The following is an 18,040-nucleotide window of genomic DNA, read 5'->3' on the forward strand; positions in this document are numbered from 1 at the left end:
GCACACCGCTGTTCAGGTTCAAACCAGATGCAACGCCGTCAGCAGCATGTCGATCGCCTTGATCCCCACGAACGGCACCAGAATCCCGCCCAGGCCATAGATCAGCAGATTGCGTCGCAGCAATGCCGCCGCACTCGCTGCCTGCACCCGCACGCCGCGCAGGGCCAGCGGAATCAGCACGACGATAATCAAAGCGTTAAAGACGATGGCCGACAGGATCGCGCTCTGCGGACTGCTCAACTGCATGATGTTCAGCACGCCCAGTTGCGGGTAGATCGCCGCGAACAGGGCCGGCAGGATCGCGAAGTACTTGGCCACGTCGTTGGCGATGGAAAAGGTCGTCAGCGCGCCACGGGTCACCAGCAATTCCTTGCCGATCTGCACCACGTCCAGCAGCTTGGTCGGGTCGCTGTCGAGGTCGACCATGTTGGCCGCTTCGCGCGCCGCTTGCGTGCCGTCGTTCATCGCCATGCCGACGTCAGCCTGGGCCAGCGCCGGAGCATCGTTGGCGCCGTCGCCGCACATCGCGACCAGTCGACCGTCGTTCTGCTCGTGACGGATGCGCGCCAGTTTCTTCTCAGGTGTCGCTTCGGCCAGCACGTCGTCGACGCCCGCTTCAGCCGCGATGGCAGCAGCGGTCAACGGGTTGTCGCCGGTGACCATCACCGTGCGAATCCCCAGCTTGCGCAGCTCGGCGAAACGCTCGCGGATGCCCGGCTTGACCACGTCTTTGAGGTGGATCGCACCCAGCAGTTTGCCGTCGGCGCAGACCAGCAACGGCGTGCCGCCGCTCTGGGCGATCTTGTCGATTTCCCGGGACAGCGCCGGGGCCAGATCCTTGCGTTGTTGACCGAGGAAGGCCAGCAGCGAATCCACCGCGCCCTTGCGAAACACACGGCCCTGATAGTCGACACCGGACAAGCGGGTTTCCGCACTGAACGGCACGGCGGTCAGGGTTTCCGGCGCCGGTTCCGGCTGCGGATTGGAGCCGCGCAGGTACTCGACGATGGACTTGCCCTCGGCAGTTTCATCGGCCAGCGAGGCGAACAGCGCGCCTTCGGCCAGTTCACGGGCATCCACACCCGGCGCGGCATACACCGCGCTGCAACGCCGGTTGCCGAAAGTGATGGTGCCGGTCTTGTCCAGCAGCAACACATGCACGTCACCCGCGGCTTCCACCGCACGACCGGATTTGGCGATCACATTCAGGCGCACCAGACGATCCATCCCGGCGATACCGATGGCCGACAGCAGACCGCCGATGGTGGTCGGAATCAGCGTGACCAATAACGCCACCAGGAACACCAGCGGCAGGCTGCCGTTGGCGAAGTGGGCGAACGGCTGCAGGGTCACGACCACCAGCAGGAAGATCAGGGTCAGGCCGATCAGCAGGATGTCCAGCGCCACTTCGTTCGGAGTCTTCTGGCGTTTAGCGCCTTCGACCAGCGCGATCATCCGGTCCAGAGTCGATTCACCGGGGTTGGCGGTGATCTTCACCAGCAGCCAGTCGGACACCAGTCGGGTGTTGCCGGTGACGGCGGAACGGTCGCCGCCGGACTCGCGAATCACCGGCGCCGATTCACCGGTGATCGCCGCTTCGTTGACCGCCGCGATGCCTTCGATGACTTCGCCGTCACCGGGGATCATCTCCCCCGCTTCGACGCGCACCAGATCGCCCTTGCGCAGGCTGGTGGCCGGCACGACCTGGAAGCTGCCGTTAGCCAGCTTGCGTCGGGCACTGAGGCCTTCGCTGCCGGCCTTGAGGCTGTCGGCGCGGGCCTTGCCCCGACCTTCGGCCAGCGCTTCGGCGAAATTGGCAAACAGCACGGTGAACCACAGCCACAGCGCGATTTGTGCGGCGACGAAAGTCGGCACGCTGCTGTCGGGAATGAAGCACAGCACGGTGGTCAGGATCGCCGTCAGTTCGACCACCAGCATCACCGGCGAGCGCTGCAACTGGCGCGGGTCGAGCTTGACGAACGCTTGCACCAGCGCCGGACGCCACAGGGCGCTGATCGCGGTTTTCGCTTGTTCCGGCGCCTTGATGGCGGCGGGTTTGATTGCGGGCATATTCATCATTGACTCCTTAGAAGCCCATGCTCAGATGTTCGGCGATTGGGCCCAATGCGAGGGTCGGCAAGAAGGTCAGGCCGCCCACCAGCAAAATGGTCACGGTCAACAGGGTCACGAACAGCGGGCCGTGGGTCGGGAAACTGTTCTGGCCGATCGGTGCGGTTTTCTTCATCGCCAGGCTGCCGGCCAGGGCCAGTACCGGGAGGATGTAACCGAAGCGGCCGATCAACATGCAAAGGCCCAGCATCAGGTTGTGGAACGCTGTGTTGGCGCCGAAGCCGCCGAACGCCGAGCCGTTGTTGGCACTGGCCGAGGTGTAGGCGTAGAGCAACTGACTGAAACCGTGCGGGCCGGGGTTGCTCACCGCCGCCACCGGGCCCGGCAGGCTCGCAGCAATCGCGCCGAGCACCAGCACGCCGACCGGCATCACCAGCAGGGTGACGACCAGCAGTTGCACTTCACGGGCCTGGAGTTTCTTGCCGAGGTATTCCGGGGTGCGGCCGATCATCAGGCCGGCGAGGAACACCGCGATCAACACGTTCAGCAACATGCCGTAGAGCCCCGCACCGACGCCGCCAAAGATCACTTCGCCGACCATCATGTTGACCAGCGCGACCATGCCGCTGAGCGGGTTGAGGCTGTCATGCATGCCGTTGACCGAACCGTTCGACGCCGCCGTGGTAGTCACCGACCAGAGCACGGTGGCGGTGGTGCCAAAGCGCGCTTCCTTGCCTTCCAGCGGCGCGGTCTGTTCAACGGCGACGTTGTTCAAGGCAGGGTTCGGTTGATACTCGGCCCACAGCGAAGTGGCGCCGCCGATGATGAACAGCGCGAGCATGCAGCCGATGATGGCGCGGCTCTGGCGCAGATCCTTCACGTAATGGCCGAAGGTGAACACCAGCGCCACCGGGATCAGGATGATCGACGCGACTTCGAACAGGTTGCTCCAGGCGGTCGGGTTCTCGAACGGATGCGCCGAGTTGACCCCGAAGAAACCACCGCCGTTGGTGCCCAGTTGCTTGATCGCAATCTGGCTGGCGGCCGGACCCAGCGGGATCACCTGATCGACGCCTTGCAGAGTCACCGCATTCACGTATTGGGCGAAGGTCTGCGGCACGCCCTGCCACACCAGGTACAGCGCCAGCAGCAGGCACAGCGGCAGCAGGCCGTAAAGGGTGGCGCGGGTCATGTCGACCCAGAAGTTGCCGAGGGTCTTGGTGGATTTGCGTCCGATGCCACGGCACAGCGCAACCAGCACGGCGAGGCCGGTGGCGGCGCTGACGAAGTTCTGCACGGTGAGGCCGACCATCTGGCTCAGATAGCTGAGGGTTGCCTCACCACTGTAGGACTGCCAGTTGGTGTTGGTCATGAAACTGACCGCCGTGTTGAACGCTTGCGTCCACTCCTGGCCCGGCAGGTTTTGCGGGTTCAGCGGCAGGTGATCCTGGAACACGAGAATTGCGAACAGCAGCAGAAAACCGGTGAGGTTGAACGCCAGCAACGCCAGCGTGTACTTCTGCCAGCTCTGTTCATCTTGCGGATTGACCCCGGCGATGCGGTAACAGCCACGTTCGACCGGGCCGAGAATCGGCGTCAGCCAGGTGCGCTGGCCCTCCATCACTTTGTAGTAGAAGCGCCCGAGGAACGGCGCCGGCAGCAAGACCACCGCGAAGAATGCGAGGATCAGCCCATAGTCATAACTGTGCATAGCCGCTCCTAAGTCCGATCCGCGCGCAACAGCGCAACCAACAGATAAATGAACAGCCCCACTGCCAGCAGCAGTGACACCCCGTCCAGAACGCTCATGGAAGATCTCCGTGTTACGGCGTATTGCCGCGTGTGGAGGCATTGTCGGAAAGGAGGCTGTAAAGGAACGAGACCGAGGGTGCGCGCGAGGCATAAAGAAAGCGTAAAGAGTGGGTTTACGGCGGCGTTACAGCACAGTCTTGCGTCGTGTGGACGGGCCTCTTCGTCGGATCGCCGCCCGGACCAAGCCCACTCCCACAGGGATATGCGTTATTTGGACGAGCGCATTTCAAAATGCGGGGGTGGGCTTGCTCGCGAAGACGGCAGCAAAGACAACATCGCACCCAACTGGCGCACAATTGTGTGGGCATTGCGCCGCGAACATCCCCGATACGACAGCTTTCAGCTCTTTACGACCCGCCAATACAAAATGGCACGCCCACTGCACACGCCCTTCCCCGAGCTTTCCAAACCGTTCAGGGAGCAACGCATGAACACACAACTCAAACCCACACTGGGCACCTTGCACCTGTGGGGCATTGCGGTGGGGCTGGTGATTTCCGGGGAATATTTCGGCTGGAGTTATGGCTGGGGCGTCGCGGGAACACTCGGCTTTCTGGTGACCTCGTTCATGGTCGCGACCATGTACACCTGCTTCATCTTCAGTTTCACCGAACTGACCACGGCGATTCCCCACGCGGGCGGGCCGTTTGCCTACAGCCGTCGGGCCTTCGGTGAAAAAGGTGGATTGATTGCCGGGCTCGCGACGCTGATCGAATTCGTCTTCGCTCCGCCGGCGATTGCCCTGGCGATTGGCGCGTATCTGAACGTGCAGTTTCCGGCCCTCGATCCGAAACATGCAGCGGTCGGCGCGTATATCGTCTTCATGGGGTTGAACATTCTCGGTGTGAAACTGGCCGCGACCTTCGAGCTGATCGTCTGCGTACTGGCGGTGGCCGAGTTGCTGGTGTTCATGGGCGTGGTCGCCCCGGCCTTCAGTTTCAGCAACTTCGCCCTCAACGGCTGGGCCGGTTCGGACATTTTCGGCGCTCCGGCAATTGCCGGGATGTTCGCGGCGATTCCGTTTGCGATCTGGTTTTTCCTCGCCATCGAAGGCGCGGCCATGGCGGCCGAAGAAGCCAAGGACCCGAAACGCACGATTCCCAAGGCCTACATCAGCGGCATTCTGACCTTGGTGTTGCTGGCCATGGGCGTGATGTTCTTTGCCGGTGGCGTCGGCGACTGGCGCACCCTGTCGAACATCAACGATCCGCTGCCGCAGGCGATGAAAACCGTGGTTGGCGACAACTCCGGCTGGCTGCACATGCTGGTCTGGATCGGTCTGTTCGGACTGGTGGCGAGTTTCCACGGCATCATTCTTGGCTACTCGCGGCAATTCTTCGCCCTCGCCCGCGCCGGTTATCTGCCCGCCTCGCTGGCAAAGCTGTCGCGCTTCCAGACCCCGCACCGGGCGATCATCGCCGGCGGTTTGATCGGCATCGCGGCGATCTACAGCGACGGCCTGATCAACCTCGGCGGCATGACCCTCACTGCCGCGATGATCACCATGGCGGTGTTCGGCGCGATCGTGATGTACATCATGAGCATGCTCAGCCTGTTCAAACTGCGCAAATCCGAACCGAATCTGGAGCGCACCTTCCGCGCGCCGTGCTATCCGCTGATTCCGCTGATTGCACTGGTGCTGGCCGTGGTGTGCCTGGTGGCGATGGCCTGGTTCAATGCGCTGATCGGGCTGATCTTCCTCGGCTTCATGGCCGTCGGGTTCGGCTACTTCCTGCTGACCGGCCAATTGCGCGCCAATGCTCCGGCAGACGCCATGCTCACCGGACTGTAAACCGCCAAGGGCATAACCGGCCTAGAATGGAACCACTGCGAATGCAATTCGCTCAAAGTGGTATACAGCGTTGCACGGCGAAACCCTCGCCCGTCGACCTGTCTTTAAGGAGAGCCGTTATGCCCTGGTATGCCTGGTTGATTCTGGTCGTTGCAATCGGCTCGATCGTCGGCGGTCTGATGATGTTGCGAGACACCGCCAACAAGGTCGAACTGACCGACGAACAACGCAAACGCGTTGCTGAACGCAATGCCGAAGCGGACATCAAGGACGCGCAGGACCGCTGAACGAAAAACCCCGCCTGAATCGGCGGGGTTTGTTGTTTGTCGCGGTTATTTTTCCCACTCTGCCTTGGCAATGTGCAAGCCATGCAGGCCTTTGTACGCCGCGCGCTCTGGCTGGCTCCAGCCTTCAAGTAACGCATCGTCCATACGATAGATTTCCACCCCGAGCGGGCGGCACACGGTCAGCGGATCCTGCGCGTCCGGCCCCCACATCGCCAATGACAGATCTCCACCCGGGCAGGTCGACAATGCGCACAGCAAGTCGATTTCGGCGAAGAACTCCAGGTAGTCGCCCTTCTGCGCCGGGCAGGCCTTCATGAAATACAGGTCATCGTGATTCAGGCCGGTGCACTGAAAGATGTTCAGCACATCATGCACGTCGAATTCGGTCAGGCCATGGGGCAACACGGCGCGGGTCAGGTTGGAATGGCAGTGATGATGGAAGTCCTCGCCGGTGAGCATTTTGTTCACATAAGGATCGCAGCGCGTGCCGAGCAAATCGTGCAGGCGCCCGCCGTGCTCGTCGATGCCGTAGCCGGCCAGGCTGTCATCGGTGATGGTCACCAGCGGACGCAGAAAAGGCAGGTTCGACCATAACCGGTCATGGGTGCTGACATGCGCGCCCTGCAGTTGCCGGGTACGCGCCGCCCACATCCGTTCGCGCGGATCGTGTGCGTTCCACACATTGAAATCGCCCACCTGGGGCCCGACCGGTGTGGTGACACGAAACACATGCCCCGCCGGCACATGCCAGGCACGGCCGGTGCGGATCGGTACTTCGAATTGTTCGATCAGCGTCCGCCCGTCCTTGCGGTCTCGAATCCGTTCGTAGAAAGGTGTATTGACCTGTAACGCCGAGCCTTTGCTGACCTGATAGGCAGCCGGGTAGTCTTTGTACATGATTCTCCTGCTCCTCATGTGATGGGCAACTTTTCAAGCTGCAATCACTATCCATGCCAACCCGATGCGCCCGTTGGGAATGTATTGGATGCATCGGCATGGTTTTTGGAAGTAGAAGTACAGTCACCATTCAATTTTCATTGGTTAAGATGGCGGTCTCGTTGCGGAGAGTTTAGATGCGTTACTCGCAGGATCATAAAGCCCAGACCCATCAGCGTATTATCAAGGAAGCCTCCGAGCGTTTTCGCAAGGACGGCATCGGTGCGACCGGCCTGCAGCCGTTGATGAAAGCGCTGGGCCTGACGCACGGCGGTTTCTACTCGCACTTCAAGTCCAAGGACGAACTCGTTGAAAAAGCCCTGCAAGCGGCCGGCGATCAAGTGGCTGGCTTGTGCGCGGAGATCTTCGCTCAGGAAAATGCGCTGGCGCTGTTCATCGACACCTACCTGTCCGAGTGGCACCAGACCACGCCGCATGAAGGCTGCCCGCTGGTCACCCTTTCATCGGAGCTGGGCCTGCGTGGTCAGCCTAGCCCGACCAGCGATGAAGTGCTCAAGGCGCGCCTGGACCAGATAGAAGGCACCCTCGAAGGCGAGAACGCCGCCGAGCGCAGCATCGTCATCATGGCGACACTGGCCGGGGCGCTGCTGCTGTCTCGCAGTGTCGCGGATGCCGGGTTTGCGCAACGCATCCTCGACGTCACCCGCGAACACCTCAAGCGGTCGGAAGCCTAAGCCTGCCAGCGCTTGAACAGCACGCTGGCATTGACCCCACCAAACCCGAAACCGTTGGACAACGCATATTCGATCGGCATCGACCGCGCCTGACCGTGGACGATGTTCACCCCTTCGCTCGCCGGATCAGGATTGTCGAAGTTAAGCGTTGGCGGAACGGCTTGATCGCGGATCGCCAACAGCGTGAAGATCGCTTCCAGACCTCCCGCCGCACCCAGCAAATGGCCCGTCGCGGATTTGGTCGAAGTCACGGCGATTGAGTTTTGCGCTCCAAACACTGACTTGATCGCAGCCAGTTCACCGAGGTCACCCACCGGCGTCGAAGTCGCATGCGCGTTCAGATGCTGCACCTGATCCGGCGTGATGCCGGCCTGGGCCAGCGCCAATTCCATTGCCCGCCGTGCACCGCTGCCGTCCTCCGGACCGGCGGTCAAGTGATAGGCGTCGGCGCTGGTGCCATAACCGACCAGTTCGGCCAATGGTTGCGCGCCCCTTGCCAACGCGTGCTCCAGCGACTCGATCACCAGCAGCCCGGCGCCCTCGCCCATCACGAAACCGTCACGTCCACTGTCGAACGGACGCGAGGCGCGTTCAGGCGTGTCGTTGTAGCCGCTGGATAAAGCACGTGCTGCCGCGAAACCGGCAAGACTGACGCGATCGATGCAGGCTTCCGCACCGCCGCATACCGCGATGTCGGCCTCACCGGCACGAATCAATCGAGCGGCGTCACCGATCGCCTGTACACCAGCCGCGCACGCGGTCACTGGCGCGCCGAGCGGCCCCTTCAGGCCGTGCTGGATCGAGACATGCCCCGCCGCAAGGTTGACCAGAAACGAGGGAATGGTGAACGGCGACAAGCGTCGCGGGCCACGGCTGTCGGTGGTGCGTACCGCATCGGCGATCGCGCCGAAGCCGCCGACACCGGAGCCTATGATCGTGGCCGTGCGCTCCTGAGCGCCGGGTTCGGTGGGATGCCAGCCCGCTTGCTCAAGCGCCTGCCGTGCAGCCTCCATCGCGAACAGAATGAAGCGGTCCATTTTCTTCTGTTCTTTGGGTGGCGTGGCGCGATCCGGATCGAAACCCGCTTCGGCATCCTCCTCCATCGTCGGCACCACGCCGCCGACCCGGGTCGGCAGATCGGCAATGACCGCTTCCGGCAGGTTTCGCAATCCCGAACGCCCGGCCAACAGGCGCTGCCAGACGACTTCGACGCCGCTTCCCAAGGGCGAAACCAGGCCCATACCCGTGACAACTACTCGACGCTGATCCATATCGGGTTGACCTCTCTCGACTTGATTTACTTGTAACGGCTGGCGGCCGAGCTATGGGACAGATTGGGCGCCATCACATGACGTGCGGCGACGAAGGCTTGCCATTCCCCGGCATCGGGCAGCGAAGGAATCGTGACCAATTCGCCCTGATCCAGGCCGGACAGCGCGGCATCGACCATCTCGCCCGCCTCCATGACCATTTCCGCCGGAATGCCGCTGGCATCGAATCCGGAGCGTTCCCAGATTTCGGTCCGGGTGACGCCCGGCAATACCGCTTGCACCTTGACGCCGGTGCCTTCCAGTTCCGCATTAAGCGTTTGGGTGAGGCTCAACACATAAGCCTTGCTGGCACTGTAGGTGGCATTGAAACGCTCAGGAAACAGGGCAACCACCGACGCAATGTTGATGATCGTGCCGCGCCCGGCGCGGGTGAACGCCGAGGCGGCTGCGGCTGCCAGCCGGGTCAGGGTCGTGACGTTCAGCTGGATCAGCTTCTCCAGTTCATCGGGATCGGCGTTGGCCAGCAATCCGTTGGACGCTACGCCAGCATTGTTGACCAGTAGCGTGATGCTGGAATCGCTGCGCAGACGCTGCTCAAGCTTGATCACATCATCCTTTTGCGTCAGATCGGCCTTGAGCACTTCAACCTGAACGCCATGGGCGTCTTGCAGCTTGCTGGCCGCAGACTCCAGACGCTCCTGATCACGCGCCACCAGTAACAGATCAAAACCACGTGCCGCCAGTCGCTCGGCGTACACCGCACCAATGCCGGAAGAAGCGCCGGTGACCAGCGCCGTACCTTGAGATTTCGGGGAATTCATGACAGTACTCCTGGTATGCGTGAGGAAAGAGCGACCGCTGAAAAGCAGAGGCTTCAGGGGCGACTGAAATTATTATAGGCATAATACAAAGGCAATATGATAGTCGTAATTTTCCATTATCCGACGGAAAGGCAATCATCCTCCTTCGACGTTTCCATGAACCTGAAAGCAAAAAAGGCCGGTCAATGACCGGCCCCTTGGCGTTGAACAATCAGCTTAGTTCACTTCCAGCTTGTCGCGATTACGATCGAGGATCGCCTTGCCGATACCCTTCACTTCCAGCAATTCATCCACGGATGCAAACGGCCCGTTTGTTTCACGATAAGCAACAATCGCTTTCGCCTTGGCCTCGCCCACGCCTGCCAGTTCCTTTTGCAGAGTGGCCGCGTCGGCACCGTTCAGATCGACCTTCTGATTTTCAGAAGTGGCTGACGCGTCCATCACCACGGGCGCCTTGTTCGCCTCCGACGAAGCCAGAGGCGCAGCAACTGCGGCGATCGAGGCGCTGGTCAGCAAGGCAAAAATCAGGGAGTAGAAATATCCGGTACGCATATGTGACGCTCCATCATCAATTGAGAAAGCAGCTTTTCCGAAGCTGCTCTCCAAACTTAGGCGATGATGGGAGCCTGTCAAAAACGTGTCCGTTACAGGATGTGAAACAATCAGGGTTCGAGGCGGCGCTGCTGGTAGATCCAGTCGACGATCTCGCCGTCGGGGGTATAGCCGCTGACGGTTTCACGCAGAAGTTGACGGACGCGAGAATAATCATCGGCGTCCACAGCAGCGAGTAGTTCACCCAGGCGTGTTTTCAACACATCCCATGGCAAGTGATCTTCACTGGCGGTCATGATCATCGGATGCGGCGTCGCGGCAACGTTGTCGCCAATCAGCAGTTCTTCATAGAGCTTTTCACCGGGACGCAACCCCGTGAACTCGATGGAAATATCGCCCTGCGGATTGCGTTCGGAACGAATGCTCAAACCAGACAGATGAATCATTTTCTCGGCCAGCTCCACGATTCTCACCGGCTCGCCCATATCCAGCACGAACACATCGCCGCCCTGCCCCATGGAGCCCGCCTGAATCACCAGTTGCGCGGCTTCCGGGATCGTCATGAAGTAGCGGGTGATTTTCGGATGGGTGACCGTCAGCGGACCGCCGGACTTGATCTGGCTGTGAAACAGCGGGATCACCGAACCGGACGAGCCCAGCACGTTGCCGAAACGGACCATGGTGAAGCGGGTTTTGTTGACCCGGGAGACGTTGGCCTTGTCGCCGAACAACACCGGCGCGACTTCTCGACTCAACGCCTGAAGCGTGAGCTCCGCCAGACGCTTGGTACTGCCCATGACGTTGGTCGGACGAACGGCCTTGTCGGTCGAGATCAGAACGAAATTCGAAACGCCCGACTGCAACGCCGCCTGTGCCGTATTGAGCGTACCGATCACGTTATTCAACACGCCTTCGGCGATATTGTGCTCGACCATCGGCACATGCTTGTAGGCCGCCGCGTGGTAAACGGTGTCGACCTTCCAGGTTTTCATCACATCCAGCAGTTTGTCCTGATGGCGGATCGAGCCGAGAATTGGCAGCAAACGAACAGGCGTCGACTCACGACTGCCACGCTGCTCGAGTTCCGAGAGAATGCTGTAGAGGTTGAATTCGCTATGTTCGAACAGCAGAAGCGTCGTCGGCTGCAACGAAAATATCTGCCGGCACAGTTCAGAACCGATGGATCCCCCTGCGCCGGTGACCATCACCGTCTTGCCCTTGATGCAGCGTTCGAGCAAATCCGGCTGAGCCGGCACTGAGTCACGCCCCAGCAGGTCGGCAATATCGACTTCTTGAATGTCTTCGACTTTTACCCGGCCACTGGCCAGGTCAGTAAAGTTGGGAACGCTGCGAACGTGCAGCGGAAAACCTTCCAGCAGGTTGAGAATTTCCCGACGACGGGCACGTGTCGAGGAAGGCAGCGCCAGAAGAATTTCCTGGGCACCGGTCACGTCGATCATTTGCTGGATATGTTTGGGCTTGTAGACCTGCAGCCCGGAAATCGAGCGGTCCGAGATACCCGGATCATCATCGATGAACGCCACGGGACGCAGCACCCGGCCCATGCGCAGTGCCGCAACCAGTTGATTGCCCGCCACGCCGGCACCGTACACTGCCACTTTGGTCAGCCCGTCGTCGCGGTTGGTGAAGGGCACGTGCTGGGCTGCGGTAAACCAGTCGCCCATGAAGTATTGGCGCATGCACAGGCGCAGACCACCAATGATGACGAGGCTCAGCCACCAGTAGTTGAAAATAATAGAGCGGGGAACCACGGCCTCGTGATTGCTGTACCAGTAAACCACCAGCGCCAGGATCAGCGATGAAAGACTGACGGCCTTGACGATCGCGATCAGCGCATCGTTACCGAAGTAACGCATGACTGCACGGTACATTCCGAAGCGAATGAAAAGCGGGATTGCAACGATCGGGGCACTGACGAACAACCAGAAATGTACTTTAAGCGGGTTGTACATATCGTCGATGCCAAGCCGGACGATGAACGCAAGCCAAAGAGACCCCCAGACCAGAAACACATCTGTGGCAACTTGAATCAGTCGTTTTTGCCTGCGTGGCAAACCTAACAAAAAGGCGCGTAATTTATCCATAAACCTCAACCGACCAGGCACGTTGGCCTACTTAATCCGCCTTCATTGTACGTAATAATTGGAGACCAGACGGATTTTGTCTAACAGTCCTTGCCCTGTGTCGCTCTGACTTCGGACTCGCCCGCATGGAACTTCACGGCCAAAACCAGCAATGGCACGTAAGCAATTATCAGGCCCGCCATACCATCCAGCCCCGCCACTAACACAGCGATGGCAATCGGCAGCAGCCACAACACGTTAATCAACGCCACGGCAACGGTCACCGGCAGATGCCGTCCATACACCCGCGAGGCATACTGGTAGGCATGACTTCGGTGAGCCTCATACACCTTCTCGCCTCGCAGCAAACGCCTGAGCAATGTAAACGTCGCATCCACGATAAACACACCCGGCAAGATCAGCCATGCCCACAAGAGATCCGGGCTGAGCGACGCAGCCTGCAATGCAAGGACCCCCAGAGTGATCCCCAGGAATCCGCTTCCGGCATCACCCATGAAGATTTTTGCCGGAGGGAAATTCCAGACCAGAAACCCCAGAACCGACATCGCCAACAGCAATGGCGCCCAGACAAAGCCCTCATGACCGTTTATCCAATAGAGAAGACAGGCTGAACCACAGACACTGATTGCCTCGACACTGGCCAGGCCGTCGATCCCGTCCATGAAGTTGTAAAGGTTCAACATCCATACCAGATAGAACAGAGCGAAGACATCGCCAACCCAGCCTGGATCGAAGGTCATACCAAACACTTCCACCGGTGCCAGCCCGCCGGTCCACCACAACACCCAGGCCGCCGCAGCAAAATGGCCGAGCAGACGCCAGCGAGCCGCAATATGGCCATGATCATCCATGAAGCCGATAACAGCCACCAAACCGCCCGCACCGGCAGCACCCAGGAAAAAACCTGAATCGATCAGCCCTGCTGCCCACATTGCCACCAGGCCAGACAAAAAGGTCACCACAATCGATACTCCACCGCCACGCGGAGTGGGAACGGTGTGAGAGCTGCGATCATTCGGCACGTCGAGCATGCTGCGGGCCAGCGCATATCGGCGGAGGCCGGCAGTCAATACAAACGAAAGACCGCAGATAGCAGGTATGAGCCACCAGAAAATCATCGAGTACATCACTCCAAAAAATAAAACTGTCGCACGTAATGCCCCCTGCTCTCTTTGATGAAAACAAGTGAGGCAGGCAAATAAGGGGAGTCGGCGGCAGACCGCGCTCGGTGCATCAAAACCGCTAAGGATACACGACGGAATGTCCCTCGGATGTCTGACAGCGAGCGATGCGTACAGCGGACGGGCTGTTTTTGCAGGTTTTCCTGCAAAAGACCATGAACGAAAAGGGTGACGCGACCTACCTTGCAGATTAAGATTACGGGCTTTTTTTTCGAAATGATGGACGACAGCCGATGGCCGACGTCTCGAGGGACTTTAAATGGCATTTTTTCCGGTGTTTCTTTCGGTTGTCTTTGTAGTGCGCAACCAATCAAACCATATTGGAAGTATCCTGGCAGACGCAGTTGAACGGATGTCCACGCTCGTTAGCGACTACGAACTTATAGTTGTCGATAATGCTTCGGATGACGACAGCATATCGATATTGAAAAGCCTGACCGGCGAAAACGGCCTGCCCAACCTGCAAGTCTATGCGCTGACCAAAGAAGTCGATGCCGATACCGCATCGTGGGCTGGCCTGGAAAACGCTCTGGGCGATTTCGTCGCAGTGATCGATCCGCTCGTTGATGACATCGCTTTCTTGCCTGAAATGCTCGACAAGGCAGTCAGCGGTGCAGACGTGGTTTTCGCCAAGAACAAACAGAAGCCCGCACAAAGTCTCGCTTACGAAGTCGCCTATTCGGTCTTCAACAAAGTCTACAAATCGTTCAACGGTATACATCTTGCCACCGAGGCGCCGCAGTATCGGGTGCTCAGCAAGCGCGTCATCAATTTCATCCTGCAGCACCCTCAACCGTCGGTAACCTATCGCCACCTCCCGGCGACAGGCGGTTTTGCCCGTGCCAATCTGAATTACAGTTCCAGCCCCCGAGTTACCCAGAAAAAAAGACTACGCGAAAGTATTGATCGAGGCATGCTCCTGTTGGTGTCGACCACTCGGGCGCCCATGCGTCTGGTCACTTCCCTTTCGCTGTTTGGAGCAGTCGCGAATCTCATCTACAGCTTTTATGTTGTCGCCAGCGCCTTTCTCAAAACAGATATTGCACCGGGCTGGATCAGTCTCTCCTTACAACAATCCGGTATGTTTTTCCTGATTTCGCTGGTGCTCCTGGTATTGGGTGAATACATCCTGCACATGACCAGCCTGACCAATGAAGGGCCGCTGTATCATATTGCCCAAGAGTTCACCAGTGCGCGCATAACCCGCCGTGAAAAGCTGAATATCGAAGAAGTCGCATCGCCTGAGACGCCACCATCCTCCTCAGGCCGAGTGGCGTGATGTCGACGACCAATATGCAGGATGCGGTCGTTATCGGAGGAGGGTTCTACGGCGCAGCGATCGCGGTTTACCTTGCCAGACAACGCGGCATGAAACAGGTCACGCTTATCGAGCGTGAATCTTCGCTGTTGAGCCGGGCCTCTTATAACAATCAGGCTCGCGTACACAATGGCTACCACTACCCGCGCAGTTTCACTACGGCATACCGCAGCCGGGTCAACCTTCCGAAATTCGTTCAAGACTGGCCTGAAGCTGTAAAACAAGACTTCACCAAGCTGTATGCGATCGCGCGACGAAATTCGAAGGTTACTGCGAACCAGTTCGAACGCTTCTACAGGGAAATCGGGGCAAAAATCGAGCTGGCCAGCCCTGCACTTCGATCACTGTTTGAGCCTCGGCTGATCGAAGAGGTTTTTCTGGTAGAAGAGTACGCATTTGACTCGACCCAACTCGCCAGATGGGCGTTACGTGAACTGCAGGAGAGCGGTGTCCGCATTTGCCTGAATACCCAGGCCGTAGCCATTGCCAACAGCCCGAATCAATCGCTGAACATTACCCTGGCTCCCGAAGGCAAAGACCGGGAACAGATCAGCGCTCGATACGTCTTCAACTGCACCTACAGTGGCCTGAACCAGTTTGGCGGCGACTTTCCTGGTACTCGCACTGCGCTGAAACAGGAAATCACCGAAATGGCGCTCATGCGAATGCCGCCAGCGCTCAGCGAGCTGGGTATCACCGTAATGGATGGACCGTTCTTTTCCGTTATGCCCTTTCCAGCTCGTGGCTTGCATACGGTTTCGCATGTTCGTTACACGCCTCACCTGCACTGGGCCGATGACCCCAATACCAATCCCTATCAAAAGCTGGACAGCTATCAAAGGGATACCCGGGTCGATCGAATGATCCGCGACATTGGACGCTACTTGCCTTCAGTACTGGACTCGGAATACGTCGACTCACTCTTTGAGGTCAAAACCATTCTCAGCAAAAATGAAGGTGACGATGGCCGACCTATTTTGTTCGAGAAACACGAAACCCTTCCGGGCTGTTATTCCATCCTGGGTGGCAAGATCGACAATATTTATGACGTGCTGGAAAAGCTCGAGACTGAAAACCTGTCCGGCGCGCAAACCACTTCTTCCGAGCAATCACAATGAATTCGCTGATTGAAATTACCATCCCGGTCCTGAACGAAGAGTCAACGCTGGCCGAGCAGGTTCGTAAAACCCACGATTATATTCAAACCAACCTGAGCGATATCGGCACCATTCGCATTGTCCTCGCGGATAATGGATCCACCGACCGAACTCAAGAGATTGCTCTGGAGCTGGAAAAAAACCTTTCCGACGTTCGCTACCTGCGCCTTGAACAGCGCGGAGTCGGTCGTGCGCTCAAAGCGTCGTGGACGCAATCGAGCGCCGACATCGTCGGCTACATGGATCTCGACCTGGCCACCGACTTGAGCCACCTGCGCCCGGCGCTAGAAGCGCTGAAAGCCAACAAGGCAGATATTGTGACAGGCTCGCGCCTGGCCAAAGGCGCCAGGGTCATCGGACGCAAACCTCTCAGAAACGTGACCAGCTTTGGCTTCAACCTCATCGTCAAACTGATTTTCCGAACATCATTCAGCGATGGGATGTGCGGGTTCAAATTTCTCCAGCGCAGTGTTCTCGCCCCTTTGATGCAGACAGGCGCCAACAGTGACGGATGGTTTTTTGCAACCGAGTTGCTGATCACCGGCGAACACTTGAAATACCGCGTGATGGACTTGCCGGTCACCTGGACTGACGACCCGAACTCGAAGGTGAAAGTGCTCAAACTGACCATCGAGTACCTCAAAGCGATGTTTTCCCTGCGCCAGCGCCTGAACAACTCAAAGCGTGAAGCATGAAGAACTCGAATCTTTCGCCAGACCATAAACAGTTGGTATTGGGTACCGCCCTCTGGGGCTGGGGTATTGAACGTACCCAGGCGTATGAGTTGCTCGAGCAATTTTTGCTCAGCGGCGGAACAATGGTCGACACCGCGACGAACTACCCTATCAACAAGCGTCAGGAGGACTTCGGTCTCGCTGTTCGCTGGATTGCTGACTGGGTCAGTCAAAACACCAGTTCGAAACTCGCACTGACTGTCAAAATCGGCTCGAAGGACAATATGGGCTCGCCTGAAGTCAGTCTGAGCCCGGAAGATATAGATCGCGCATCGAGTACCCTGCACAGTCAATTTGGCTCGGCACTTTCCTGCGTTTCGATCCACTGGGACAATCGCGCAGAGGACGACATCGACGGCGCGACCATTGCAGATACCGTCGAGGCCATGTCCAGACTTGAACAGCAGGGTCTCGGTATCGGTCTTTCGGGTATCAGACATCCCGAGCTTTATTACAAGGCCGATCCGTCGCTCTCTCGCAAGTGGGCCATTCAGGTCAAAGAGAACCTCAAGACCCATGCTGCTCGCGCAGCCTACGAAGCCTGGTTCCCCGATGCGAAGTATCTGGCCTACGGTATCAATCTTGGCGGCCTGAAGACCGAAGCGACCAAGACAAACAGTTCGATGGAATTGCGCAACATCAATATTCCTCAGGCGTTTACACAGAAGCTCGTCGACTTCCTCAACGAGCCGCACGCATTCGAACCAAGACCCACAACGCTCAACGAACTGGCCCTCGCCGCTTCCTTTGTAAACCCGTCGCTGTCCGGGATCGTCATTGGCCCCAGAAACACCGACCAATTAGACAATACCCTCAACTATTGGAAATCGCTGCAAGCACAAGCAGACACAAGTACAGGGCAGAAAGTCTTCACTCGACTGTTCGAAGAATTACCGTCCGACTAGGAAGACTCGCTGACAATGCAACCGCTCAAATTCATATTTGCAGGCGTCGCCAATACGGCCATCGGCTATGGCGTTTTCCTGCTACTTGTCACATTGCTGGACATGAACCCTTCCTATGCGAACGCCATCGGCTATGTCATTGCCTTGATAGCCGCGTTCATCCTCAACAAGACTTTTGTGTTCAACCAATCCACCACTGATCGAAGCACGATACCGAAGTTCATTATTGCTTTCGGCATTGCTTTTGGAATCAACCAGCTGGTGTTGATCTCCGGGTATCGCCTGGCGGGCCTGGATCCGAAAATCGCGCAAGTATTTGCCATGATTTCTTACACCATCAGCTTTTACACGCTGAACAAAAAATTTGTATTCAACAAAAAAACAGATATCGATTAAAAAAGACA

17 protein-coding genes are annotated in these 18,040 nt (G+C 58.4%); 8 read left to right on the forward strand and 9 right to left on the reverse strand.

Annotation, left to right across the window (positions count from 1 at the left end; genetic code table 11):
- Nucleotides 1-18 precede the first annotated feature (18 nt).
- Genes kdpB through kdpF form a run of 3 tightly spaced genes read right to left on the reverse strand, consistent with a single transcriptional unit; the run spans nt 19 to nt 3,879 of the window.
- The gene (gene kdpB, locus ACKJSM_RS08030; RefSeq protein WP_410237180.1) at nt 19-2,076 is read right to left on the reverse strand and encodes a potassium-transporting ATPase subunit KdpB; all 2,058 of its coding nucleotides are present in this window, start codon (nt 2,074-2,076) and stop codon (nt 19-21) included.
- 10 nt (nt 2,077-2,086) lie between these two features.
- Nucleotides 2,087-3,781, reverse strand: coding sequence for a potassium-transporting ATPase subunit KdpA (gene kdpA, locus ACKJSM_RS08035; protein WP_410237181.1), 1,695 nt, complete (start codon nt 3,779-3,781; stop codon nt 2,087-2,089).
- 8 nt (nt 3,782-3,789) lie between these two features.
- Entirely contained in the window at nt 3,790-3,879 is a 90-nt protein-coding gene (gene kdpF, locus ACKJSM_RS08040; RefSeq protein WP_007950940.1) for a K(+)-transporting ATPase subunit F, read from the reverse strand.
- A 430-nt stretch (nt 3,880-4,309) separates the two neighbouring features.
- Here kdpF and eat point away from each other — a divergent pair, with 430 nt between their 5' ends.
- Nucleotides 4,310-5,674 (forward strand): ethanolamine permease, encoded by a 1,365-nt coding sequence (gene eat, locus ACKJSM_RS08045; RefSeq protein WP_236178037.1) that lies wholly within the window; start codon nt 4,310-4,312, stop codon nt 5,672-5,674.
- 119 nt (nt 5,675-5,793) lie between these two features.
- Nucleotides 5,794-5,961, forward strand: coding sequence for a DUF2897 family protein (locus ACKJSM_RS08050; RefSeq protein WP_007950938.1), 168 nt, complete (start codon nt 5,794-5,796; stop codon nt 5,959-5,961).
- A 45-nt stretch (nt 5,962-6,006) separates the two neighbouring features.
- Here ACKJSM_RS08050 and ACKJSM_RS08055 read toward each other — a convergent pair whose 3' ends face one another.
- Nucleotides 6,007-6,858, reverse strand: coding sequence for an urea carboxylase-associated family protein (locus ACKJSM_RS08055; RefSeq protein ID WP_410237182.1), 852 nt, complete (start codon nt 6,856-6,858; stop codon nt 6,007-6,009).
- A gap of 176 nt (nt 6,859-7,034) precedes the next feature.
- Here ACKJSM_RS08055 and ACKJSM_RS08060 point away from each other — a divergent pair, with 176 nt between their 5' ends.
- The gene (locus ACKJSM_RS08060; protein WP_236178035.1) at nt 7,035-7,592 is read left to right on the forward strand and encodes a TetR/AcrR family transcriptional regulator; all 558 of its coding nucleotides are present in this window, start codon (nt 7,035-7,037) and stop codon (nt 7,590-7,592) included.
- Here the strand turns inward: ACKJSM_RS08060 and fabF are convergent.
- The 5 genes from fabF to ACKJSM_RS08085 all read right to left on the reverse strand — a co-directional run bounded on the left by fabF (nt 7,589) and on the right by ACKJSM_RS08085 (nt 13,459).
- Nucleotides 7,589-8,863: a beta-ketoacyl-ACP synthase II gene (gene fabF / locus ACKJSM_RS08065; protein WP_236178034.1), complete on the reverse strand. Its 1,275-nt coding sequence runs from the start codon at nt 8,861-8,863 to the stop codon at nt 7,589-7,591. The genes ACKJSM_RS08060 and fabF overlap by 4 nt on opposite strands.
- Nucleotides 8,864-8,889: 26 nt before the next feature.
- Nucleotides 8,890-9,684: an SDR family NAD(P)-dependent oxidoreductase gene (locus ACKJSM_RS08070; protein WP_410237183.1), complete on the reverse strand. Its 795-nt coding sequence runs from the start codon at nt 9,682-9,684 to the stop codon at nt 8,890-8,892.
- 216 nt (nt 9,685-9,900) lie between these two features.
- Entirely contained in the window at nt 9,901-10,236 is a 336-nt protein-coding gene (locus tag ACKJSM_RS08075; protein ID WP_236178032.1) for a ComEA family DNA-binding protein, read from the reverse strand.
- 110 nt (nt 10,237-10,346) lie between these two features.
- Complete coding sequence (locus ACKJSM_RS08080; RefSeq protein ID WP_236178031.1) at nt 10,347-12,341, reverse strand: polysaccharide biosynthesis protein; 1,995 nt, start codon at nt 12,339-12,341, stop codon at nt 10,347-10,349.
- Nucleotides 12,342-12,421: 80 nt separating this feature from the next.
- Nucleotides 12,422-13,459: an MraY family glycosyltransferase gene (locus ACKJSM_RS08085; RefSeq protein WP_410237184.1), complete on the reverse strand. Its 1,038-nt coding sequence runs from the start codon at nt 13,457-13,459 to the stop codon at nt 12,422-12,424.
- Between the two features lie 322 nt (nt 13,460-13,781).
- Here ACKJSM_RS08085 and ACKJSM_RS08090 point away from each other — a divergent pair, with 322 nt between their 5' ends.
- Genes ACKJSM_RS08090 through ACKJSM_RS08110 form a run of 5 tightly spaced genes read left to right on the forward strand, consistent with a single transcriptional unit; the run spans nt 13,782 to nt 18,032 of the window.
- A complete protein-coding gene (locus ACKJSM_RS08090; protein ID WP_236178029.1) occupies nt 13,782-14,801 on the forward strand; it encodes a glycosyltransferase in 1,020 nt (339 codons plus the stop codon).
- On the forward strand, nt 14,801-15,958 hold the full coding sequence (locus tag ACKJSM_RS08095) for an NAD(P)/FAD-dependent oxidoreductase (protein WP_236178028.1): 1,158 nt from the start codon (nt 14,801-14,803) through the stop codon (nt 15,956-15,958). Before ACKJSM_RS08090 ends, ACKJSM_RS08095 begins: the two co-directional genes overlap by 1 nt.
- Nucleotides 15,955-16,692, forward strand: coding sequence for a glycosyltransferase (locus ACKJSM_RS08100; protein ID WP_236178027.1), 738 nt, complete (start codon nt 15,955-15,957; stop codon nt 16,690-16,692). The genes ACKJSM_RS08095 and ACKJSM_RS08100 overlap by 4 nt, the downstream gene beginning before the upstream one ends.
- Nucleotides 16,689-17,636, forward strand: a complete 948-nt coding sequence (locus tag ACKJSM_RS08105; RefSeq protein WP_410237185.1) for an aldo/keto reductase — start codon at nt 16,689-16,691, stop codon at nt 17,634-17,636. The genes ACKJSM_RS08100 and ACKJSM_RS08105 overlap by 4 nt, the downstream gene beginning before the upstream one ends.
- Nucleotides 17,637-17,651: 15 nt before the next feature.
- On the forward strand, nt 17,652-18,032 hold the full coding sequence (locus tag ACKJSM_RS08110) for a GtrA family protein (RefSeq protein ID WP_410237186.1): 381 nt from the start codon (nt 17,652-17,654) through the stop codon (nt 18,030-18,032).
- Nucleotides 18,033-18,040 lie beyond the last annotated feature (8 nt).

Source organism: Pseudomonas sp. PHC1 (assembly GCF_046487845.1).
GTDB classification, from domain to species: Bacteria; Pseudomonadota; Gammaproteobacteria; order Pseudomonadales; family Pseudomonadaceae; genus Aquipseudomonas; species Aquipseudomonas sputi.